This window comes from Lactococcus allomyrinae, from assembly GCF_003627095.1.
Lineage (GTDB): Bacteria > Bacillota > Bacilli > Lactobacillales > Streptococcaceae > Lactococcus > Lactococcus allomyrinae.
The window spans coordinates 2,438,348-2,459,324 of the sequence record NZ_CP032627.1 but is presented as its reverse complement, the minus strand read 5'-3'; the positions used below and the strand labels follow the sequence as shown (position 1 = coordinate 2,459,324).

Sequence of the window (20,977 nt, the reverse complement as noted above, 5' to 3'; positions counted from 1 at the left end):
CAAATTCTTGTCAGCCTACGCAATAAGGCATTGCACATTTTGAAAGAATACCTGCTTTGGTAAAAATGAATTATTTTGTTGCTGCAAGAGCTGCTGCGTAGTTAGGTTCTTCGCTCAATTCTTCTAAGATTTCACTATAGATGACTTCTCCATCTTTTACGACAAAAACCGAACGAGCAAGTCGTCCTTCGAGCGGCCCACCATCAAGAATCAGTCCGTAAGCACGCCCAAATTCTCCATTGTCCGCCAAAATTGTCATATCTACGCCCTCTGCGGCACACCAATTTCTTTGTTCTTGCGCTGTGTTGTTAGAAATACTTAAAAAATCTATCTCTGTGTGTTTTGCCGCTTCAACGTTAAAATGTTTCGTCTGCAATGAACAAATTCTTGTATTAATATCAGGAAAAACACTGATTAATACAGGTTTTGTAAGTAGCGACAGCGTTATATCATTTCCATTCAAGTCTGTCAGCGTAAAATCAGGAGCTTTTCCTGTGGTTACAGGATTAATTTTTGCAACTTTTTCTCCATGAAGTGTGATTTCTTGTACCATTTTGTGTTTCCTCGCTTTCTCAACATTATTTTAGCATAAAAACACTTTTTCTCATTCTGGATTGATTAGCTTTTTACCAAAGTAAGTGTGTGCTTTAGCTCCACTGTCCACTCTCGCTACGATGCTAAAGCACCTAGTCGGAATGACAAACTTTGAATTTCGTCCGACTGCCCTAGACTTTGCGACTCGACTTGTGGCTTTAGCCACTTTAGCGAGAGTGGACAGCGAAGCAGAGATAGCCACTTAGGCTTCTGGGACAAGACCATTTCGCCTTGCGACTTTTAGTCGATTGCGATTTGAACTTCCGACTTTAGTCGGTTAGTGAAATCGACAACGTAGCAAAGCGGAGATAGAGCGAATGGATAACGTAGCGAAGCGGAGGTGTGACCTCATATCGAAAAAGTGAGGTTGTACCTTAAATTCATTGGCGAGTTGCCCTTTTATCAGTCGCGTAAGCAGACTAGAGAAAATGGACAAATATTTTACGAAACTCCCACTGAATAAATCTTGACTTCATAGTGATTATTTGATTCTTGAAATGGGTGAAGCATTGATTCTTCGGATTTCACAAATTCATAGCTAATATTTTTAATCATAATTGTTTTTTTCATAAGACTGTCCTGCTTTCTTTTCGTTTGAAGAAATTATATCAAGATAATCTTTACGAAAACTTAGCTCATACTCAAGGTAACCTTAAATTTCTCAGCCGTTGCTCCAAAACACTTCGCAGCTCCTCTGGAATACGTTCAAACTGAACGCCCTTTCCTAGAAATAAGAGCCAGTCTGCATAGTATTCAACAAGAGCTTTATCCTCAACATCAAGTTGTATATTAAAACTTCCGCTTGATTGGAACATTCCTGTAAAAGATAGGATGATTCCTGGTGGATGCATTCTTTTAAAACGCTGTATCGCCATTCCATCAAGTTTTACAGCTAAATTTGCTACTCTTGCTTCTTCTAATTTTCGCTCTAAAATTTCTTGCTCAGATAGCAAAAGTTCTTCATCAGAAATCGCCGAATGTCGCAACTTATCTACAGGCAAATACATAAAATGCTCACTTCCAAAATCGAACAATTCAACTAACCATTGTCCATTCGTATTAAAAATGTGCAAAAGCCAAATATCCATCAATTGTGGCCAACCAAAGTTTTCTTCATAAGTCACGCGCAAATGACGGTCACGTACCGCAAGGTTAATGAGTTGATTGAGCTCAAAAGGTGCATAGTCATCTAATTCAAAAATATAAGGATTGGCTGGATTAGTATTTTCAAACAATAAAATATCGCCCAGCATTAGCAGATCATCCTGCTGGGTAAGATTCGCAATCCCAATCAATTTCTCGGTAATTGAACGTCGATTTTGCAAATAAGGAAGTTGTGAATTTTTAGAAGCAAGAAAACTAATAAATATCGCTTTCAGCTCTTCAGGATTAAATCTTATAGCTGGCAAATACTGATTTTGCAGTACATAGTAGCCACCACCACGTCCTAACTCTGTTGTCAAAGGAAAACCCATTTCTTGAATTTCATTAATATCGCGGATAGCAGTTGCCCTTGAAACTTTAAATTCACGCTGAATTTCTGCAATCGTAAAATGCGCGCGGTTATTGATATAGCGCATGATAAGGTTAATTCGTTCTGTTTTTTTCATAAATTTCACCTTTTTAGTTCTGTCAGTATACCGACAAGATTTTGGGTACTGTCAGTGAATCATTCACTTAAAAGTATCTTTTTTTGATACATTTAATGATTATACTTATTTTATCAAAAAAAGAAAAGAGCACAATTATGACTTACACGATTAAACACATTGACAACGACTACAAAATGACTGCCTTTGGCGTAACTTTTGATGACTTTAACGATTGGACAGGAAATGCTGCAAAAACTGCCGAAAAGAAAGCAGAGATTACTGAAAATGGAAAACTTGCTGAATTACTTCAAGCCTCTGATGGTCAAGAATATCAAATCAATTATGTCATAGATGGTAAGGCATGGCGCGGTTTCGGTGTAATGGGGGACTTTGATATTGAAAGCTCAGAAGTGCTGGACTTTCTCGCGGGTGATTATATCGTTGTTTCAGGAGAGAATGAAACTGCTGATACACTGACAGGAAAAGTATTTGGCGGACTTTTGCAAGAGATTACAGATTACAAATATGTAGGTCCGGGAAACTATGCTTTTGTCAGTGCTGACGGGCACGGCGAACTCTGGTTGCGCGCTGAAAAAATCAGTAAATAAGCGGCTGACAACTCTGTCAGTACACTGACGGACTCAAAAGTTACTGACAGAAAATTTGTCAGTAACTTTTTGGCTCATCCGTGGTAAAATATGACTATGAAAAAAATAACATTCACCGTAACGCTGGACGGGCAGAAAATCAGGATTGACCTGCCTTCTGGCGGACATTTACGATTGTTTGATGGCAATCATGCTCGGTTCAAATTAGACAAAAATGAGATTTTCTTTTTGCTGAAAAAACGGCAAATCAAGCTGATTGCAAGCGACAAAGCGCTGATTCCAAAGCTAGAGTTTGACCAGATTGTGATTTTGAATCCTGCTGGTTACGACTTGGAAACGGCGCAGCTGACCCAATATCTCGTGGAAACCGCAGAAGAAAGCGGTCTGACATTAGTCGCAAAACCTGAAGCCCTCAAATTGCCCAAAAACATCTACAACGCCTGTGCCAAAGCGGCTGATGAATTTCTGTCAGCACTTTCAGCTTTTGACATCAAACTTGAAAAGAAGAAATTTGTCTCGCCAAAAGCACAGCACCGCTGGAAAAAAGCCATTGCGGACATTGTCTTTCATGTGGATTATCAAGGCGCAAAGGCTGATATTATCTGGGAAAAATCCACTGAAATGCGGATTAAAAAAGGTGCAAAAATGTTACCAGACAGTGAATGTCCAAAGCGCGCTGATGGTTCTCTTGGCCTAGCGTGGACTTTTACAAAAACATTGCGCGATGAGCATAAAACACGATTTGATAACAAAAACTGGGTAACGACTGAAGATATTATCCTGCGCTCAGTCAATGAAGTGAGCTATTTTCTCTACTTCGCTGGAACAAACAGTTGGCTGCTCTTTATTGACGACAAGGGTCGGTCTATTCACGAACTAACTGTTGTCAGCCCCAAATGATTGATGAGCAAAAATCTATCAGTCAATCCAAAATATAGAAAGCGTAAAAATGTCAGAATATACTTTAGAACACAAAACTGCCTTTAGTTTAGTCGGTTATGGCTTTACTATCCAAGCAGATTTTCAAGATCCTCAAGCGCTCATTGCTGAAAAGAATGAATTTTGGCAATCTCTCAAGTCCGATGGACGCTTTGAAAAACTTAAAAATGTAGCTAAAAATGAACTTGAATGGTCAGTCAATGAAGTTTATCAAGGCAAGCCCTGGAATTACTTTGCGGTCGAGACAAGCAAAACACTCGCTGATGCAACTCGGATTATTGAATTTCCAGAAAGCGAATATATCGTCGTTTCAGGCAATGGGGTGCCTGAAAGTTTATTTGACGAGCTGACCTATCGCGCATTTGGTGAAGTTCTCAGCCAGATTACTGACTATGCCTACATCGGTGGCCCCAATGCAACTTACCGTAAACTTAACGAAGACGGTACTGCCTATGGTGAATTCTGGGTACCTGTCGTAAAAAAATAAACAAAACATCATTGATAGCTGTTCTTGGTTTAGCCATTATTCAGTATTTCCTCAAATATAAAACGAATAAAAAATGCACCGATAGAAGCTTCTATCAGTGCATTTTTTATTGTTTACTCAGCTCATAATATAATTCGCCTGCGTTACCCATAAAATGATAAATTTCTTCATCAATCTCAACATTTAGAATCTCAACACTATCATCCATTGCTGGAAAATCCTCCAATTGAAGCTGAATAAACTCGGCAACACTTTCAAACTCATCGTCAAATATAAATCCTGACAACGTTTTTCCTTTAATTTTTAGCATTAACTTTCCTTTCAAAAAATGAAGAGATGTTTCCACTTTAAAATCCGACAGGAACTTCGTTCGTTCCCTCTTATCTTCGCTTCACTATGCTGCTGAAATCATAGTTCAAGCCACAAGGTAAAAAAGGTTAGCAGCAGATATCTAGCTCTCATTTCATGCTGTAATTAGCTATGATATCAAGCTAAATCTTCAAATACAAGACTTGGTTTAGCATTCAGCGCAAGACTACCACGACTTCCCTTTTCCCACTCAACATATGCTGCCGCTGCTATCATTCCAGCGTTGTCCCCACAAAGTCTAAGAGGAGGAACAATCAGCTTTTGCTCAATAATTTCATCATTCAATCTATCACGCAGACCCTGATTTGCTGAAACACCGCCACCAATAATCAAAGTTTTCACTGGATATTTCTCAATAGCCAGTTTAGTTTTTGCGACCAAAACGTCAATTACCGCCGCCTGAAATGATGCTGCGAGATTTTCTAAATCATCTTTTACCACATCATTTCCCTTTTGATTTTCACTATGCACGAGATTGATAAATGCTGATTTCAGACCAGAAAAGCTAAATTCAACTTCATTTGTCGTCATCATTGCACGTGGAAAATGGTAAGTATCTTGTCCTTTATGCGCAAGTTCATCAATCACTTTCCCACTTGGATAAGTCAACCCCATGACACGTCCTACTTTATCATAAGCTTCGCCAGCCGCATCATCACGTGTTTCTCCAACTTTCTTGTAATTTCCCTCACGCTCAACATAAACCAATTCACTGTGTCCGCCCGAAACCAAGAGCGCCATCGCTGGATATTCAATCTCATCAACCAAGCGCGCAGCCATCAAGTGACCTGCCATATGGTTCACAGGAATCAACGGCAAATGATTTGCCCAGGCAAAAGTCTTAGCAGCCATTATACCTACAAGCAATGCACCATTCAGCCCTGGTCCTTGTGTCACTGCAACAGCAGTCAGCTCAGAAGCGCTTATTTTTGCTTCTTCAAGTGCCGCTTCAATACAAACTGTAATCTGTTCCACATGATGCCGACTGGCAATTTCAGGCACAACACCGCCAAAACGTTTGTGACTGTTGATTTGACTTGCAATGATATTAGACAATAATTCTGTGCCATTTTTTAAAATAGCCACAGAAGTTTCATCACAAGATGTTTCAAAAGCTAATATGTAGTTATCTTTCATCAATCTTTTCTTCTTAATCTTTGTACTATAGCTAAACCATTGCAAAAAACACAATGGTTTATGGTGCTTCGCACCTGTTCTGGCACAAAAAGTGCACCAGAAGTCGCCAATGCAGAACGACTGCCAAGGCTGTCATCAAAACTGTTCTTTTCTCATAAGCAACGCATTTTCGCGCGGGTTGTCATAATAATTTTTTCTGATATGGTAAGTTTTGAATTCAAATTTCTCATATAACTTTTGTGCTACAAGATTTGACTCGCGAACTTCCAGAAATATCGTTCCCGTAAATACTGACAATTCTGTCAGTAACTGACTCGCCACGCCATGTCCTTGAAACTCAGGTAAAACAGCAATATTTGTAATTTCAATCTCATCCATAAACGAAGAAATTGCTAAAAAGCCAATCACTCTTTCGTTTAGTTCTGCCAAAAAATAATGTGAATGAACATTAGCCAAATCTGTTGCAATGTAATGAGCTGACCACGGTGTCTCGTCATAATTTTCCAACAAAATCCCTAAAATTATTTCTGTCAGTACTGACAGACTCTTGTCAGCACAACGTTCTTCGTGTGTCAATCTTCTAATTTTCATGTCTTAGCTTTTTGACCATCCAAATGGCATCGCCACCATCCTCGTAATACTGTGGAAGAATTTTAGTCGTTTCAAAACCTTGCCTTCGATAAAGCCCTTGAGCCTTGGTATTATCACGTCTTACCTCAAGTGTCATCTCACTTTTTCCAAGCAAACTCATCAGCTGAACTAATTGACCAATCAGCGTTGAAGCAATTTGTCGTCCTTGAAATGCCTTAAAAACTGCCAAATTTGTAATATGAGCATCAGCACCATGATGATTAATGCGTGTGCCAACAAACCCCACCACACTTCCAGATAGTTCAGCAACCACAAAAAAAGCATCATTATTTTTCACAATTTCATGCTCAAAGTGTGAAAATGTCCATGGAATATCACCATTATAAACATCACGCTCAATCGCAAGCAACGCTACAATATCCGAACGCTCAGCCAAACGATAATGCACCCCATCCTTGTCATGTTCCAATTCGACATCCACCATTTCAAGATAACGTCGTGGATTAAAACTTTTGCTCTTAAACCCTTTGAACGTAGTTGTCAGCAGCGTTTTCAGCTTCTTCATGAGTTTCCAACCATTTCTCTTCAGCTTCTACTTTTTTTAGGTAGTTTGGCACAAAACTGTGCACATTTTCAGGAGTGAGATGCTCCGCAACCTTCGCAATTTCATATGCTGACGGCAATTTTTGTAAGCTGTCAGTAACCACTTGACCTCTGTCAAAACCAGCTCGCTCAATATCTTCAAGGAACTGCTCTGTCTCACCCGTAAAAACAACTCTGTCAGCACTGACAGAACAATCAGATGATAATTGACTTAGAAATTCACTAAAAACACAATGTTGGTCAGCAATGACAGATTCCCCATCCTGATAAACCGCTGCATAAGCATTGCCACGTCTTGCATCCATTACAGGAACAACCAAATATTCTGCTTCTTTGACCCTACGGGCTATTGACAACAAACTTGACACACCAACAATTTCTTTATTCAGTGAATAAGCCAAAGTTTTCCCAACAGTTGCAGCTAAACGCAGTCCCGTATACGAACCTGGTCCATTTGCCACAGCGATTCTGTCAATATCCTTTGCCTCAAGATTCGCTTGTTCCATCAAAAAATCAATCGTCGTCATAAGTGTTGTACTATGATTCTTTTTTAAATTTAAATTAACTTCCCCAAGCAACTTTCCGGCTTCAACGAGAGCTACGGACAATGCAATTGAAGAACTATCTAATGCTAATATTTTCATTTTTATTATCAATCTAGTTTTAATATGCTTACCTACACTTGAATTAGCTAAAAAACGTTCCGTTTTTTATTTAATTACGCTTGCAGACTAACTAATAAAATGTACCATTTTAAAGTTAATCTAGTATACAATATAAAACCACATCCCTTACTTTTATATAATTCCAAGATGTACTTCTCTACATTTTACCACGCTTCACTCACAAGTTCCACCCCTATAAAATATGACAACGCTTTATAATACAAAATCAAGGATGGATGAGTATCAACTTTCCATTTTTACGCATTTATGCTAAAATAATAGTAATTGCAAAGAACAGCAAACACGAACCACCATGAAAGGAACGAGCCCCTGCTCGTAATATAGAATGATTTTTAAAGTTTTCTACCAAAAAGATAAAAGCCGCTCACCACGACGCGAAACAACCGAAACATTGTACCTTGATATTGATGTCAATAACATCCCTGATGGTATTATCATTGCCCGCGAACTCCTCGCCAAAAACACTGAATACCATATTGAATTCATTGATGGACTCACAGACGAAGCTGTAGAATATGAAAAAGAAACTGGCGTTTTTGAAATCACAAGCTTCTAATTTTCAATTAATCGAAAAACCAAACCACTTTAGATTATTGTCAAAAATGATAGTAGTTTAAAGTGATTTTGTCGTACAAAAAATAATATAAATAAATTTAATAGCTTACGGTACAAAATAATTCATTCAATTGATACAAAAAGTCGTTAGCATCATCAACTCAGTTTGAAGAAAAGATAGAGTTCTCACAAACTAAATCAACCAAATACAAATATGCAAGAATATATTTAATACTGTTTAATTTCTAAAGTTAATTTCTCATTTTCACAGTGTCATAATGTAAAACAACTACTATAGCTAAGACTCTATAAAAATCAACAAATGTTCATCATGAGCTTTGCTCATTTATATCTAATAGACCACATATCAAACAGGCAAAACTGATAAAAAGCGTGCTGAGTGTAGTCATAAATCGCACTGGTATAAATAGATAGCTAACATAATACAAACTTTAACTTTTAACCCTTAAACAGTCTTAGAACAGGAGAAATATGCCAAAACAATTAAAAATAAAATCTGATGAAGTTGCAGTCTACGCTATCGGTGGACTCGGCGAAATCGGTAAAAACACTTACGGTGTCGAATACAAAGACGAGATTGTCATCATTGATGCCGGTATCAAGTTCCCAGAAGATGAACTTCTTGGAGTTGACTACGTCATTCCCGATTATACCTATATCGTGGAAAACATTGACCGTATTAAAGGTCTCTTTATCACGCATGGACATGAGGACCATATCGGTGGGATTCCATTCCTTCTCAAACAAGCAAACATCCCCATCTACGCAGGACCGCTATCTCTTGCCTTGATTCGTGGAAAACTTGAAGAACATGGACTTTTACGCGATGCTAAACTCTATGAAATCCACCCTGATAGTGAAATAAAATTTAACCATTTAAGCTTGAGCTTCTTTAGTACTACTCACTCTATTCCAGAACCTATCGCTGTTGTTGTGGATACGCCTCAAGGAAAAATCGTTGCCACTGGTGACTTCAAATTTGACTTTACACCTGTTGGCGTTCCAGCTGACCTTCACCGTATGGCAGCACTTGGTACAGAAGGTGTCTTACTGTTGCTTTCGGACTCAACAAATGCTGAAATCCCTACTTTTTCTCACTCTGAGAAAGTGGTTGGTGCCAGCATCATGAAAATTTTTGAACGTATTGAGGGTCGTATCATCTTTGCTTCATTCGCATCAAATATTTTCCGTCTACAACAAGCTGTTGACGGCGCAGTAAAAACTGGTCGTAAGATTGTCGTTTTTGGGCGTTCAATGGAAAAAGCCATTGTCAATGGGCTAGAGCTTGGCTATATTAAGGCACCAAAAGGGACCTTTATTGAGCCAAATGAGGTCAATCAATATCCCTCACATGAACTCGTTATCATGTGTACTGGTTCACAAGGTGAACCGATGGCAGCGCTTAGCCGTATTGCAAACGGAATGCACCGCCACATCACTCTACAAATGGGTGACACAGTAGTTTTCTCATCTAATGCAATCCCTGGTAACACCCACGGAGTTAACCAACTCATTAACAAAATCGCTGAAGCTGGTGTAGAAGTGATTTACGGCAAAATGAATAATATTCACACCTCAGGTCATGGTGGGCAACAAGAGCAAAAACTTATGCTTCGCTTGATTAAACCAAAATACTTCATGCCTGTTCATGGTGAATACCGTATGCTCAAAATTCATGCAGGTCTTGCTCAAGACACTGGTGTTCCAAAAGAAAATTGCTTTATTTTTGAAAACGGAGATGTGTTAGCTCTGACTTCAGATAGTGCGCGCTATGCTGACCATTTCCCAGCTAGTGACACTTATGTTGATGGCTCTGGTATTGGTGATGTCGGAAATGCTGTACTTCACGATCGGCATGAGCTTTCAGAAGACGGAATTGTTCTTGCAGTTGCAACCGTTGACTTCGAAAATAAAACTGTCCTTGCTGGGCCAGATATGCTTTCACGTGGTTTCATCTATATGCGCGAGTCTGGTGACTTGATTCGTAGTGGTCAACGTGTTTTATTCAACGCCATTCGAGAAGCAATGAACGAAGAAAATGCAAATGAAGCTTCTGTTGCCAGAGCAATGCGTGAAGCACTTAGCCCCTTTCTTTACAAACAAACAGAACGTGAACCATTGGTTGTACCAATGATTATGACACCTGATGAAAAATGAAATCAAGACTTATTCAGTGGGAGTTTCGATCCACCATTGAACTTAGTCGGACGAAATTCAAGGCTTGCCATTCCGACTAGGCACTTTAGCACCGTGGCGAGCATCGACAGTGTATCCCAAAGGATGGAGATAGCACGCACTTGCTTTGATAAAAGTTCATACCTAATGAAGTCCTCGAATAAGAGGACTTTTTTGATGAAGTTGTTTATTTCGCGAGACATTTTCCCTCTTTTAGCCGCCATCTTCGCCATGCTTTACTTTAGTGCGTTACAACCAAGGGTCATACTAACAGGTTAAACCTGCAATAGCAGTAGACAACAGCATTACTGAATTAAATTTCTACTCATCCTCATCTACCCCATAGGGTGGGGACATATTTACTTTAAATAAATCACTTGACTTAAACAAGGTTTAAGGTGCTATACTTATCTCTGAAGAGCAAAAGGAGAACAAATGCCCACTATTCAAGAAGTTTCGAAACAGTTTAATGTCCCTGCTTCAAGCATCCGTTTTTATGAACGAAAAGGATTTCTTAAAGTTCCCCGAGACAATAATGGAAATCGAGTTTTTGATGAAGAAAGTCTAACAAGGCTTGAACTTGTTTTACATTATCGTACCGCTGGTGTATCTTTACAAGATATTCATAAAATCTTTGACAACTATGAGAACCATCAACTTTCTGTCAAATTACTATATAAAACAGCATTGGAATTAGACAGAAAATTTTTTGAACTCCAGAAAACACGGGAATTTTTGGCCAACAAAATAACTCTCCATGAAAAATTAGCTCAACAAGAAAGTGAGAAATTCAAAAATGAACAACAAAGAACAAATTCAACAACTGATTAATGACTATGCAACCTTTGCAGATTCTAGGAAAACTCAGGCACAATTTGAACTTTTTGACACAAACGGAGGAATGAGTGTTTACTACCCTTGGAATAATGGAGCTCCTGAGGAAATAACAACTTCTGAACAACTTCTTGATGCTTTTTCAACACTCAAACAGTATGAAACAACCTTTCACTTCATTGGTCAGGTATCAATTGACTTGGAAGATGAACAAGCAACAACGGCAAATGCCTATGTTTATACCATTGCACATCACGTTACCATCACCGAAGATGGTTCAAAATCGTTAATGATTGCTTACCTCCGATACAAAGATACCTTGATTAAAACTGCTAATACTTGGAAATTCAAACACCGTGCTCTCTATGCAGATGTCATTGAAAACCGAGTATTAAAATAACAAGATATCACAAAAAATCCCTGATTTAATCAGAGATTTTTTTATATTCATCAGTAAATTTAAAATGTAATGCTTCTTTCTCCACTATATCAATAAAAGCACCGTCAATAGCGTAATGATTAATCTGCTCAAAGTCCTCTATCCCAAAATCAGGATACCAAGTTGAAATTTTTTCATATTCTTTTTGCAGCGTGGTATTACTCACTGTTCGATTATCAGTATTTAGAGTGACGTGTACGCCCATATCATAGAGCTGTTTGAAAGGATAGTCCTCAATGCGTGTGACCGATTTTGTCTGAAAGTTGCTACTTGGTGCCATCTCTAACACAATCTTTTCGGAAATCAATGTTTCTTGATATTCGGGTAGATTTTTACTCATGATTCCATGGCCGATACGCGTTGCTCCCATATTGACAGAATCGACAATATTTTGTTCACAATGTGGGCATTCACCAGCGTGGAGTGTGATATGAACATTTCTAGCATTCACTTGAGCTAATAAACCAGAAAATTTCTGCTGTGGATAATTTAACTCATCACCTGCTAAATCAAAACCAACAAGGTGAGAGTCATTGATATGATCAAAAATAGGAGGCAATTTTTCTAATTTCTCCAATGTACTCTGACGAAGGCCACAAACGAGTGCGTTAGCAATAATATCAAAATTTTCTTCTGCACGTGACAAACCTGCAACCACAGCTTCCACCGCTTCTTCAAGGGTTAGATTTTGCAGAAGATGCTGCTCAGGGGCGAATCGAATTTCAATATATCGTATATTATCCAAAGCTGCTTGGCGCGCCACATCATAAGCTGCTAACTCAAGGTTGGTGTAGCTTTGCAAAAGTGGGAGAACAAAATCAAAACGTGCAAGATATTCCAGTAAATTACGTGTATTTTCTGGTGCTTGTGCCTTTTCCAAAATTTCTTCGTCTGTTAGATTTAGATTAATTTTTGCATTTTTTGCAAGTGTTTTGATGCAAGAAAGGCTGAGCGAGCCATCAAGATGACAATGAAGTTCAACTTTGGGCATTTGAGCGATGGTTTCTGGTCTGAGCACGATTTTCTCCTTTTTTGTATCAAGATAGCAAATATATTTTTACTATTTTACGACTTTTTGGACTAAAAAGCAAAAAATGAACCATATTGCTTTGCATTTGCTATAGAACCTGTCGCTTAGTGAATGAACAGTATAGTGATTCTTAGATGAAAGCTCTGAAAATCAAATGAGATTAAAGTGATTACTTCATTGGTGGGGGAATTAGCACGCACTTGCTAAGTTAAAAAATCAATCATAGTTATTCTTGTGGATAAATGAAAGTTTGCATTTACATCCTTTTGGGGTCAATTTATACACATTTTTTATCAAGTTATTAACAGATTGAGGACAAATTCAGGATAAATTGTGAATAAGTTATCCATTCATCTAATAAAAAATATCCTTAAGGGATATTTTTTATGATTTTTAGTTTTCCGTAACAATTTCCACAACGGTATTTTTGCACATTAATTTTTCGCTGTCTTATGTATGTTTGACCACACTTAGAGCAAGTGTACTGATACTTATATTTTTTATGTTCCACAGTTGGAGCGTATCTTAAACCGTTAACTTCAGCAAGCAGTCGCTTAAAATCTGTATCTTTGTGCTTATAACCTCGTTTCGCACGATAGAGATGATAATGTGTTAGTTCGTGTAGAATGATGCGCTCAAACTCGGGATGTTCAGCCATCTTAGGGTTAAAATCCAAATGCAAATCTTTTGGGAAAAATCTTCCCCCAGTTGTACGTAGTCTATTATTCCAATAAGCTTGATGCTCAAAAGAAAGGGAGAATTTTGAGAGAGAAATTTTGCAGATTTTATCTGTCAATTCTTGGTTAGTTAACATTTTCTCTCCTCTCATTTTGTCAGTATGCTGACAGAAGTTCTAGGACCACTGTCAGCAATGAGCAGACTTCTATAACGCTACAAGCTATCCTGCGGGGTACTTACTTACGACTTCAACTCCGTACTTGCTGCCCCGAAGAAATTGCTTAGTTGTAACTCCTAGAGGTTGCACACTGACAGAATTCTGTCAGTGATTGATACTTCTGTCAGAGCTATCTGTTGCTTTCATATAAGTAAATGACAAGATACATTTACTTATCTTTTTCTCGCGGATTAACAAGTGTCAGATTGATTTTTCCACGTTGTAAATCAATTGATTTGACCCAGACTGTAACGATTTGTCCAACTGCTACAACATCACTTGGATTTTTTACAAAATTTTTGCTGAGGTCTGACACGTGTGCCAATCCATCATTTTTGATTCCGATATCAATAAAAGCACCGAAATCCACAACGTTACGTACTACGCCCTCAAGTTGCTGTCCTACCTGTAAGTCACTGGCGGAAAGGACATCCTGACGAAGTATTGGAGCATCGAAGGTCTCTCGCAAATCACGACCTGGCTTTTGTAAATCTGCGATGATGTCTATTAAAGTTTCACGACCAATACCAAATTTCTCTGACAGCTCAATAATTTTTACTGACGAAATTTCTGTCAGTACTGACGGATTCTTGTCAGCGCTTGTTTCACGTAATATTTGCTCAGCAACAGAATAAGACTCTGGATGAACACCCGTATTATCCAGTAAATTCTTTCCTTCAGGAATTCGCAAAAATCCTGCGGCTTGTTCAAAGGCTTTTGCCCCCAATCGTGGCACTTTTTTTAGCTCAGAACGTGTACCCAGTGCGCCATTTTCTTCTCGGTAAGCTACGATATTTTGTGCAAGTGTTTTATTAAGACCCGCAACGTGTGACAAAAGTGCTGGACTGGCCGTATTCACATTTACACCAACTTGGTTGACCACTGTTTCAACCACAAAATCTAAGTTTTCCGTGAGTTTTTTCTCAGAAACATCGTGCTGATATTGTCCCACACCAATGGCTTTTGGTTCAATCTTGACCAGCTCAGCAAGAGGGTCTTGAAGACGTCTAGCAATAGAAATCGCAGAGCGCTTTTCGACAGTCAATTCTGGGAATTCTTCTCTTGCAAGTTCACTTGCAGAATAGACTGATGCGCCTGATTCACTAACAATCACATAGTAAACATTAGAAAATTCATTTTCTTTTAATACTTCAGCGACAAAAGATTCTGATTCCCGGCTTGCTGTACCATTTCCAATCGCAATCATGTCTACGCCAAATTCACGAATCAACTGTGCCAAATCCTTCTTCGCTTGTGCAATTTGACTAGCTGATGCTGGCTTAACTGGATAAATCACTGTTGTCATGAGCAACTTACCCGTAGCATCAACAATTGCAAGCTTTGCCCCAGTCCGATAAGCAGGGTCAAAGCCCATGACTACACGTCCCTTAAGAGGCGCAACAAGTAACAAATTTTTCAGATTTTCGCCAAATACTTCAATCGCAGCAATTTCTGCCTTTTCTGTTAGTTCAGTTCTAACACTACGTTCCATCGCTGGAATCAACTTTTTCTTGACCGCCTCTTTAATCGCAACTAGCATATATTTATTGCTCTGAGCAGTAAAACGAGCAGCGAAATAACGCAAAATCTTATCTTCATTATTATCAAACTTGACCGATAAAATCCCCAATTTTTCTCCCCGATTAAGCGCTAATACACGATAATTGGGTAAATCAGAAACTTTTTCTGAGAAATCATAATACATCTGGAAAACTTGTTTGTCATCGCTACTATCATTTTTAAGACTACTTGTCAGTAAGCTATTGGACTTAATTTCTCGAAGCAACCAGCTACGCAAAGTTGCGTCCTCAGAAATCGCTTCTGACAGAATATCAATTGCCCCTTGCAAAGTCTTGTCAGCGCTGACAAAAAGTTCATTGACAAAGTTTTTCGCTTGTTCCTCCACATCAGCCGCATTTCTGACAATCAATTGCGCTAATGGAAAAAGACCATTTTCTTTAGCAATCGTTGCCTTTGTTCGACGTTTTTCTTTATAAGGAAGATACAAATCCTCAACCTCTGACAACTTTTCAGCAGTTTCAATTTGCTGTTTCAACTTATCCGTCAGTTTGCCCTGCTCCTCAATCTTTGTCAGCACTGACAACTTACGCTCTGTCAGTTTTGTCAGCAGGTCATTTTCATCAATAATTCGCTTAATTTCAACCTCATCAAGTGAACCTGTCGCTTCTTTACGATAACGTGCAATGAAAGGAACTGTATTCCCCTCAGCAGTCAGCTCCAACACTTTTTCAACTTGAGAAACTTTAATATTAAGCTGTTCAGCGATTTTTTTACTATTTTCCATTTGAACCATTTCTAATTACTCTTAAACTTCAAAAATATAGACTTGGACATTGTCATTTTACATAGGACTTCAACTCTCTCAAACTCTTTTCTGTCCAAGCACAAGATAATAATTACAAATTCAGAGATAAACTTTACTACAAAATTGGTGGATGTATGAACATTATTAAAAAAAGAAGCCTCGAAGGGCTTCTCCATTTTCGAGTGATACTCGATTACATCATTTTGTTGTAGAATTCGACGATAAGTGCTTCGTTGATTTCTGGGTTGATTTCGTCGCGTTCTGGAAGACGAATAAGTGTTCCTTCAAGCTTATCAGCATCAAATGATACGAAGTTAGCGCGACCTTTGGTTGCTTCAACAGCTTCAAGGATTGCAGGAACTTTCATAGATTTTTCACGAACTGAAATCACTTGACCAGGTTGTACGCGATATGAAGGAATATCTACACGTTTTCCGTCAACAAGGATATGCCCGTGGTTAACGAATTGACGTGCTTGACGGCGAGTAGTAGCCAAACCAAGACGATAAACAACGTTATCAAGGCGTTGTTCAAGCAAAGTCATAAAGTTGAAACCAACAGTTCCTTCTTTGATTTTAGTTGCTGCAACGTACAAATTACGGAATTGACGTTCAGAAACTCCATAAGAGAAACGAAGTTTTTGTTTTTCAGCCAATTGAAGACCGTATTCAGAAAGTTTTGAACGATTGTTTGGACCGTGTTGCCCAGGTACATAGTTACGACGTGCAAGTTCTTTACCAGAACCTGTAAGTGAGATACCGTAACGGCGTGATTGTTTCCATGATGGACCAGTGTAACGTGACATTTTATAATGTCCTCCTCTATTTTTCTGAGGAATACAGAGATAATCAGCCTCGAATTCGTGCATTTCGACTTCGCCTGATAGCTTCGGTTACTTACTTGGAACCGCCGAAATGTTGACGACTTTCTAGCTGACTGCTATATTCAACCTTTTCATTATACCAAAATTTGAAAGATTGTCAAGAAACTTTAGTGTAGTGGTGTGTTAAATTAACCTTATAAACCCTTTTTCTAATTAACTATATTTGATTATAATCACTTGTTGTAAAATCATTAGCGATTCACTAGAAACCATTATGATATTACAATACTCATCTTATTAATAATCTATCCCCACATATATTCTAACAATGATTTAGTATTTTCTATATTTTTTTGAAATCCAAAACTTATTGAAGACTAAAAATTTGTCCCACCTACTTCGTCCAATATTATCTTTGATTTTATCAGCTGATTTCCCTAACGCTCTAGAGATAAATTTACTACTCATCATCTGCATCTGTGGATTTTGAGAGTTCTTTTTGAGCTTCTAATTTTTGTAATCTTTCAGTTAAACCGTTATGTATCTTTGTGTAAGCATCGCTCCCTAATGCAATACGTAGTGGACTTTTCACTTGATCAACACTATCAATAATTTGTAGTGACATTTTATCAGGGTCACCGATAATCATTTTTTTTAGTTGCTCATTAGTTAAACCAGGATTTTTCATAAAATTGGTGACATTTCTTGCTGGAGTATCCTTGTAGTCGTCTATTTCTTTTCCAAAAACAGCTTTATCTCCAGCAAATTCAGTACGAATCCCACCAGGTTCAATTATTGTAGTTCTAATACCAAATGGAGCTATTTCCTGTGATAATGCTTCAAAAACAGCTTCAACAGCCCATTTTGAAGCGCTGTATAGACCCATAGCTGGTGAAGAGTAATGACCAGCCATACTTGATATTTGAACAATTTGTCCCTGATTTTGTTTGCGTAGAAATGGTAGTGCCGCTCTAGCAACTCTTATTGAGCCAAACAGATTTGTTTGAAATAGTCGCTCCGTCTGTTCATCGTTAATTTCTTCTACAGCACCATAAAGTCCATAGGCTGCATTATTAACTATGATATCTATTGTACCTAATTCGTCAAATGCTTTTGTTACTATATCTTCTATTTGTTGGGGATTTGTTAAATCTAAATGATACTCCCATAATTGAGAATCATATTGTTTTTTTAATTTATCAAGATTCCCTTGTTTACGGGTTGTGGCAACGACACGATCCCCTCTTTCTAAAAGATGTTTAGTAAGTTGACTAGCTAATCCACCGGTTGCACCAGTAATAAACCATGTTTTCATTTTATTTTCTCCTTTGGATATCTACATCATTAGAAGTTACATTTGCAACTCCTAACAAATTATAGTATTATGAAATGATTATTACAAGTGATTTTTCACTAGGTGTTACAAATAAGGAGAAATTGCCTCATGACTAATAAATATAATCAAGAACAAAACCAATTAGTAAAAGAGTGTCTATTTGAAGCTTTAATTCAAATAATGAAAAGAAAAAATTTCTATTCAATATCAATAACAGAACTTACACAAAAGGCAGGTGTATCGCGAATGGCTTTCTATCGGAATTATTCAATTATTGAGGATATTCTTATAGAAAGTATTGATAACATATACAATGATTACGGTAATCTTTTAAGGCATAATAGTATTGAGATAAATAAAATGATGCAATTATATTTCCAACATTTTAGAAAACATCAGACTTTAATCAATACACTATTAAGTGCAAATTTAGGACATCTATTTTTTAGTCAGTTGATAAAATTTATGGAAATATTTAGTACAGAGATAATGTGTTCAATTGAATGTTCAGCAGAATATAAACTATACAGTTCTGAGTTTTTAGCAGGTGGTATTTATCAAGTTTTGATGACTTGGTGCAAAAACGGTATGATTGAAAATGACGAAGAGATGGCAATATTAATCTCCAACTCTATTTCTTTACACATACAGACTTTAAAGGATTTGAGAATGTGAAAAATGAGTACAAAGGGGTATCTTTTGCATAAAAACACCAGTTTTTTAATAATTCTTCGGTCAATCTGTGAAATACTGTTCTCATAAATTTTCGTTACCTTAGTCGTAACAGTTTATATTTTTTTATCAGTAGTTTTTGATTCTAAGTCTTCCTTCTGATAAACTCATGATGATGATGATTTGCACATTTATCTCATGTCATATAAGGTTGCTTAGGACAGCTTTGCGAGCTTTCATATTCGATGTTCATTATTTTTAAAGTTGACTGGTTTATATAGTTTTTGATATCAAAAAAACTCATCCACGAAAGATGAGTTAGGGTTAGTCGGTAATCGGGAAGACAGGATTCGAACCTGCGACACCTTGGTCCCAAACCAAGTACTCTACCAAGCTGAGCTACTTCCCGTAGCAAATATTGAATTAGCTATTTCAACAAAAAAGTGACTTTCGTCACATCTTGTTTATGCAAGCGGTAGGATTCGAACCTACAACCGCCTGATTCGTAGTCAGGTACTCTATCCAGTTGAGCCACGCCTGCGTTTCTCTCAAACGACTATATCAGTATATCAATTTTACTCTTGACTGTCAAGAATAAACTCATTTATCCGAAAAAATTTTAGATAATATTCTTTAGCTCTCCAGTAAGTGACTAGCCAGTTCAGCTATATTCTACACTCTAAACTGGCTTACACTTCTATATTTTCTATTTTTTACGTTTAGCTTTATTTTGATTTTCCTTCACAAATTCTGTCACTTGCTCTGACTTCTTCACAAGAACAAGATTTGCAATTTCTTCATTTGCCTCAAACAGTTCTTGAAAGAGTCTTGCTGAATTATTCTCATCACCATCAAAGTTAGCAAAATCAATAATAACATTGGGTGATTTTACTATCTCCTTGCTTAATATAGTTTCTTCTTCTCCATCTGTAAAGTTGAAAATCGCCCAACGTAATCGATTCATTGTAATATCTGGAAAGTCCTCACCTTGTCGTTGCAAAAAGGTGACCTCTTTGCCAAAATGGCGAAAAATACGATTTGCTGTACGAATATCATCTTGCGTTGGTACTGCATCAGGTTGTAAATATATTCTTGAATTCATTGTTCTTCTATCTAAAATAAGTATTTAACGTTTTGTTTTCATTTTCAAAAACTTTGCGATATTTTCCACTGCAAAATCAAGCACCGCCTCATTTGGTGTCATCTTGTTTGAATGAAGAGGTGCAGGACTATCAACACCAAGCCAAAACATCACACCAGGGATTTTTGAGAGGAGGTATCCAAAATCCTCGCCTGTCATGGCAGGTTCAATGTCAATCAAATTGACCGCTGCTTCATCTTCAAAGAAAGTCATGAGCTCTGAAGCAAGTTTGGGATTATTTTCGACAGGAAGATAGCCGCCTTGTTTGAGTTTAAGGTCAAGTTCCATATCAAACGATTGCGCAACACCTTGTGCAATTTTAGTCAAACGTTTTTGTGTCAGCGTATTCATTTCTTGAGTCAATGTTCTGATTGTTCCGTGGAGAAATGCTGTTTCTGCGATGATATTATTTGTTGTTCCTGCTTCCATTTTTCCAAAAGTAACAACAGCTGAGCCAAGTGGGTCAACGTTACGACTGACAATGGTCTGCACTTGTGTGACAAAATAACTGGCAGCAACAAGCGCATCATTGGCTTCATGAGGAAAAGCGGCGTGTCCGCCTTTACCTTTAAAGGTCAGCTCAACCTCGCAAGTACCTGCAAAGAGCGTATGCGTATTTGTCGCAATGTCTCCAACCGCAAGCTCTGGACGAACATGAAGCCCATAAAATTCATCAGGTTTCCAATCACCAAAAGCATTTTCGTCATACATGAGTTTACCACCTGCTTCATTTTCCTCAGCAGGTTGAAAGAGAAAGAGCAGATTTTCGTGTGGTTGTGTTTCAGAAAGTTGTTCAAGCAAACCTAGCGCTGTCGTCATGTGAATATCGTGTCCGCAAGCGTGCATCCTACCATTTTTGCTGGCGAAAGGCAAACCTGTCTGCTCTTCGACTGGCAAGCCATCAATATCCGTCCGCCAACCAATCGTTTTCGTAGCATGGCTACCATGAAGCATGACTAAAATCCCTGTTTGCCAAGTTTTTAATTCGGCAAACGGTTTATTTTCTATGATTTTGTAGATAACTTCTAAAAGGTATTTTTGTGTTCCGTGTTCTTGTAAGCCGATTTCTGGGATACTGTGGAGATGTCGGCGGATTTTTATGAGGTTTAGCATATTATTTTTAC

23 protein-coding genes and 2 tRNA genes are annotated in these 20,977 nt (G+C 37.9%); 8 read left to right on the top strand and 17 right to left on the bottom strand.

Going from position 1 to position 20,977, the window contains the following annotated elements:
• Positions 1-70: 70 nt before the first annotated feature.
• From D7I46_RS11725 to D7I46_RS11720, 3 genes are all read right to left on the bottom strand, one after another.
• The gene (locus D7I46_RS11725) at positions 71-553 is read right to left on the bottom strand and encodes a thiol peroxidase (RefSeq protein WP_120773032.1); all 483 of its coding nucleotides are present in this window, start codon (positions 551-553) and stop codon (positions 71-73) included.
• Positions 554-1,035: 482 nt separating this feature from the next.
• Positions 1,036-1,164: a hypothetical protein gene (locus tag D7I46_RS13690; RefSeq protein ID WP_276116958.1), complete on the bottom strand. Its 129-nt coding sequence runs from the start codon at positions 1,162-1,164 to the stop codon at positions 1,036-1,038.
• Positions 1,165-1,235: 71 nt separating this feature from the next.
• A complete protein-coding gene (locus D7I46_RS11720; protein WP_205570818.1) occupies positions 1,236-2,204 on the bottom strand; it encodes a helix-turn-helix transcriptional regulator in 969 nt (322 codons plus the stop codon).
• 137 nt (positions 2,205-2,341) lie between these two features.
• Here D7I46_RS11720 and D7I46_RS11715 point away from each other — a divergent pair, with 137 nt between their 5' ends.
• The 3 genes from D7I46_RS11715 (at position 2,342) to D7I46_RS11705 (ending at position 4,220) form a co-directional block, all read left to right on the top strand.
• Positions 2,342-2,794, top strand: coding sequence for a hypothetical protein (locus D7I46_RS11715; RefSeq protein WP_205570817.1), 453 nt, complete (start codon positions 2,342-2,344; stop codon positions 2,792-2,794).
• Between the two features lie 96 nt (positions 2,795-2,890).
• Entirely contained in the window at positions 2,891-3,694 is an 804-nt protein-coding gene (locus D7I46_RS11710) for a hypothetical protein (RefSeq protein ID WP_120773031.1), read from the top strand.
• 49 nt (positions 3,695-3,743) lie between these two features.
• A complete protein-coding gene (locus D7I46_RS11705) occupies positions 3,744-4,220 on the top strand; it encodes a GyrI-like domain-containing protein (RefSeq protein WP_120773030.1) in 477 nt (158 codons plus the stop codon).
• Positions 4,221-4,326: 106 nt separating this feature from the next.
• Here the strand turns inward: D7I46_RS11705 and D7I46_RS11700 are convergent, their stop codons facing one another.
• The 5 genes from D7I46_RS11700 to tsaB form a co-directional block, all read right to left on the bottom strand.
• On the bottom strand, positions 4,327-4,530 hold the full coding sequence (locus tag D7I46_RS11700) for a DUF4649 domain-containing protein (protein WP_120773029.1): 204 nt from the start codon (positions 4,528-4,530) through the stop codon (positions 4,327-4,329).
• A 176-nt stretch (positions 4,531-4,706) separates the two neighbouring features.
• Positions 4,707-5,726: a tRNA (adenosine(37)-N6)-threonylcarbamoyltransferase complex transferase subunit TsaD gene (gene tsaD / locus D7I46_RS11695; RefSeq protein WP_120773028.1), complete on the bottom strand. Its 1,020-nt coding sequence runs from the start codon at positions 5,724-5,726 to the stop codon at positions 4,707-4,709.
• 135 nt (positions 5,727-5,861) lie between these two features.
• On the bottom strand, positions 5,862-6,317 hold the full coding sequence (rimI, locus tag D7I46_RS11690; RefSeq protein WP_120773027.1) for a ribosomal protein S18-alanine N-acetyltransferase: 456 nt from the start codon (positions 6,315-6,317) through the stop codon (positions 5,862-5,864).
• A complete protein-coding gene (rimI, locus tag D7I46_RS11685) occupies positions 6,307-6,882 on the bottom strand; it encodes a ribosomal protein S18-alanine N-acetyltransferase (RefSeq protein ID WP_120773026.1) in 576 nt (191 codons plus the stop codon). The genes rimI (D7I46_RS11690) and rimI (D7I46_RS11685) overlap by 11 nt, the downstream gene beginning before the upstream one ends.
• Positions 6,836-7,564: a tRNA (adenosine(37)-N6)-threonylcarbamoyltransferase complex dimerization subunit type 1 TsaB gene (tsaB, locus tag D7I46_RS11680; RefSeq protein ID WP_120773025.1), complete on the bottom strand. Its 729-nt coding sequence runs from the start codon at positions 7,562-7,564 to the stop codon at positions 6,836-6,838. The genes rimI (D7I46_RS11685) and tsaB overlap by 47 nt, the downstream gene beginning before the upstream one ends.
• Before the next feature lie 367 nt (positions 7,565-7,931).
• Between tsaB and D7I46_RS11675 the strand changes: the two genes are divergently transcribed.
• The 4 genes from D7I46_RS11675 to D7I46_RS11655 all read left to right on the top strand — a co-directional run bounded on the left by D7I46_RS11675 (position 7,932) and on the right by D7I46_RS11655 (position 11,591).
• Entirely contained in the window at positions 7,932-8,162 is a 231-nt protein-coding gene (locus D7I46_RS11675) for a DNA-directed RNA polymerase subunit epsilon (protein ID WP_120773024.1), read from the top strand.
• Positions 8,163-8,653: 491 nt separating this feature from the next.
• Positions 8,654-10,339, top strand: coding sequence for a ribonuclease J1 (rnjA, locus tag D7I46_RS11670; protein WP_120773023.1), 1,686 nt, complete (start codon positions 8,654-8,656; stop codon positions 10,337-10,339).
• A 453-nt stretch (positions 10,340-10,792) separates the two neighbouring features.
• A complete protein-coding gene (locus tag D7I46_RS11660) occupies positions 10,793-11,188 on the top strand; it encodes a MerR family transcriptional regulator (protein ID WP_120773021.1) in 396 nt (131 codons plus the stop codon).
• Positions 11,154-11,591 carry a nuclear transport factor 2 family protein gene (locus D7I46_RS11655; protein ID WP_120773020.1) on the top strand — a complete coding sequence of 146 codons (438 nt, stop codon included), beginning with the start codon at positions 11,154-11,156 and terminating at the stop codon, positions 11,589-11,591. The genes D7I46_RS11660 and D7I46_RS11655 overlap by 35 nt, the downstream gene beginning before the upstream one ends.
• A 25-nt stretch (positions 11,592-11,616) precedes the next feature.
• Here the strand turns inward: D7I46_RS11655 and add are convergent, their stop codons facing one another.
• The 5 genes from add to D7I46_RS11630 all read right to left on the bottom strand — a co-directional run bounded on the left by add (position 11,617) and on the right by D7I46_RS11630 (position 18,019).
• On the bottom strand, positions 11,617-12,648 hold the full coding sequence (add, locus tag D7I46_RS11650) for an adenosine deaminase (protein WP_120773019.1): 1,032 nt from the start codon (positions 12,646-12,648) through the stop codon (positions 11,617-11,619).
• A gap of 382 nt (positions 12,649-13,030) precedes the next feature.
• A complete protein-coding gene (locus tag D7I46_RS11645; protein ID WP_120773018.1) occupies positions 13,031-13,474 on the bottom strand; it encodes a SprT family protein in 444 nt (147 codons plus the stop codon).
• Between the two features lie 250 nt (positions 13,475-13,724).
• Positions 13,725-15,860: a Tex family protein gene (locus D7I46_RS11640; protein WP_120773369.1), complete on the bottom strand. Its 2,136-nt coding sequence runs from the start codon at positions 15,858-15,860 to the stop codon at positions 13,725-13,727.
• 214 nt (positions 15,861-16,074) lie between these two features.
• A complete protein-coding gene (gene rpsD, locus D7I46_RS11635) occupies positions 16,075-16,686 on the bottom strand; it encodes a 30S ribosomal protein S4 (protein WP_120773017.1) in 612 nt (203 codons plus the stop codon).
• Positions 16,687-17,164: 478 nt separating this feature from the next.
• Positions 17,165-18,019: an SDR family oxidoreductase gene (locus D7I46_RS11630; RefSeq protein ID WP_120773016.1), complete on the bottom strand. Its 855-nt coding sequence runs from the start codon at positions 18,017-18,019 to the stop codon at positions 17,165-17,167.
• Between the two features lie 129 nt (positions 18,020-18,148).
• Between D7I46_RS11630 and D7I46_RS11625 the strand changes: the two genes are divergently transcribed.
• Positions 18,149-18,715: a TetR/AcrR family transcriptional regulator gene (locus D7I46_RS11625; RefSeq protein ID WP_120773015.1), complete on the top strand. Its 567-nt coding sequence runs from the start codon at positions 18,149-18,151 to the stop codon at positions 18,713-18,715.
• Between the two features lie 332 nt (positions 18,716-19,047).
• On the opposite strand, the gene D7I46_RS11620 is transcribed toward D7I46_RS11625, so the two are convergent.
• The 4 genes from D7I46_RS11620 to D7I46_RS11605 form a co-directional block, all read right to left on the bottom strand.
• Positions 19,048-19,121, bottom strand: a tRNA-Pro gene (locus tag D7I46_RS11620).
• 58 nt (positions 19,122-19,179) lie between these two features.
• Positions 19,180-19,253, bottom strand: a tRNA-Arg gene (locus tag D7I46_RS11615).
• A gap of 165 nt (positions 19,254-19,418) precedes the next feature.
• Positions 19,419-19,814 carry a hypothetical protein gene (locus D7I46_RS11610; RefSeq protein ID WP_120773014.1) on the bottom strand — a complete coding sequence of 132 codons (396 nt, stop codon included), beginning with the start codon at positions 19,812-19,814 and terminating at the stop codon, positions 19,419-19,421.
• A 24-nt stretch (positions 19,815-19,838) separates the two neighbouring features.
• The gene (locus D7I46_RS11605; RefSeq protein ID WP_120773013.1) at positions 19,839-20,966 is read right to left on the bottom strand and encodes an N-acetyldiaminopimelate deacetylase; all 1,128 of its coding nucleotides are present in this window, start codon (positions 20,964-20,966) and stop codon (positions 19,839-19,841) included.
• Between the last annotated feature and the right edge of the window lie 11 nt (positions 20,967-20,977).

What these genes read in the sequence shown, in the direction of transcription:
- D7I46_RS11725 (WP_120773032.1), bottom strand. Translation starts at nt 553, where the DNA reads ATGGTACAAGAAATCACACTTCATGGAGAAAAAGTTGCAAAAATTAAT.
- D7I46_RS13690 (WP_276116958.1), bottom strand. Translation starts at nt 1,164, where the DNA reads ATGAAAAAAACAATTATGATTAAAAATATTAGCTATGAATTTGTGAAA.
- D7I46_RS11720 (WP_205570818.1), bottom strand. Translation starts at nt 2,204, where the DNA reads ATGAAAAAAACAGAACGAATTAACCTTATCATGCGCTATATCAATAAC.
- D7I46_RS11715 (WP_205570817.1), top strand. Translation starts at nt 2,342, where the DNA reads ATGACTTACACGATTAAACACATTGACAACGACTACAAAATGACTGCC.
- D7I46_RS11710 (WP_120773031.1), top strand. Translation starts at nt 2,891, where the DNA reads ATGAAAAAAATAACATTCACCGTAACGCTGGACGGGCAGAAAATCAGG.
- D7I46_RS11705 (WP_120773030.1), top strand. Translation starts at nt 3,744, where the DNA reads ATGTCAGAATATACTTTAGAACACAAAACTGCCTTTAGTTTAGTCGGT.
- D7I46_RS11700 (WP_120773029.1), bottom strand. Translation starts at nt 4,530, where the DNA reads ATGCTAAAAATTAAAGGAAAAACGTTGTCAGGATTTATATTTGACGAT.
- tsaD (WP_120773028.1), bottom strand. Translation starts at nt 5,726, where the DNA reads ATGAAAGATAACTACATATTAGCTTTTGAAACATCTTGTGATGAAACT.
- rimI (WP_120773027.1), bottom strand. Translation starts at nt 6,317, where the DNA reads ATGAAAATTAGAAGATTGACACACGAAGAACGTTGTGCTGACAAGAGT.
- rimI (WP_120773026.1), bottom strand. Translation starts at nt 6,882, where the DNA reads ATGAAGAAGCTGAAAACGCTGCTGACAACTACGTTCAAAGGGTTTAAG.
- tsaB (WP_120773025.1), bottom strand. Translation starts at nt 7,564, where the DNA reads ATGAAAATATTAGCATTAGATAGTTCTTCAATTGCATTGTCCGTAGCT.
- D7I46_RS11675 (WP_120773024.1), top strand. Translation starts at nt 7,932, where the DNA reads ATGATTTTTAAAGTTTTCTACCAAAAAGATAAAAGCCGCTCACCACGA.
- rnjA (WP_120773023.1), top strand. Translation starts at nt 8,654, where the DNA reads ATGCCAAAACAATTAAAAATAAAATCTGATGAAGTTGCAGTCTACGCT.
- D7I46_RS11660 (WP_120773021.1), top strand. Translation starts at nt 10,793, where the DNA reads ATGCCCACTATTCAAGAAGTTTCGAAACAGTTTAATGTCCCTGCTTCA.
- D7I46_RS11655 (WP_120773020.1), top strand. Translation starts at nt 11,154, where the DNA reads ATGAACAACAAAGAACAAATTCAACAACTGATTAATGACTATGCAACC.
- D7I46_RS11645 (WP_120773018.1), bottom strand. Translation starts at nt 13,474, where the DNA reads ATGTTAACTAACCAAGAATTGACAGATAAAATCTGCAAAATTTCTCTC.
- D7I46_RS11640 (WP_120773369.1), bottom strand. Translation starts at nt 15,860, where the DNA reads ATGGAAAATAGTAAAAAAATCGCTGAACAGCTTAATATTAAAGTTTCT.
- rpsD (WP_120773017.1), bottom strand. Translation starts at nt 16,686, where the DNA reads ATGTCACGTTACACTGGTCCATCATGGAAACAATCACGCCGTTACGGT.
- D7I46_RS11630 (WP_120773016.1), bottom strand. Translation starts at nt 18,019, where the DNA reads ATGAAAACATGGTTTATTACTGGTGCAACCGGTGGATTAGCTAGTCAA.
- D7I46_RS11625 (WP_120773015.1), top strand. Translation starts at nt 18,149, where the DNA reads ATGACTAATAAATATAATCAAGAACAAAACCAATTAGTAAAAGAGTGT.
- D7I46_RS11610 (WP_120773014.1), bottom strand. Translation starts at nt 19,814, where the DNA reads ATGAATTCAAGAATATATTTACAACCTGATGCAGTACCAACGCAAGAT.
- D7I46_RS11605 (WP_120773013.1), bottom strand. Translation starts at nt 20,966, where the DNA reads ATGCTAAACCTCATAAAAATCCGCCGACATCTCCACAGTATCCCAGAA.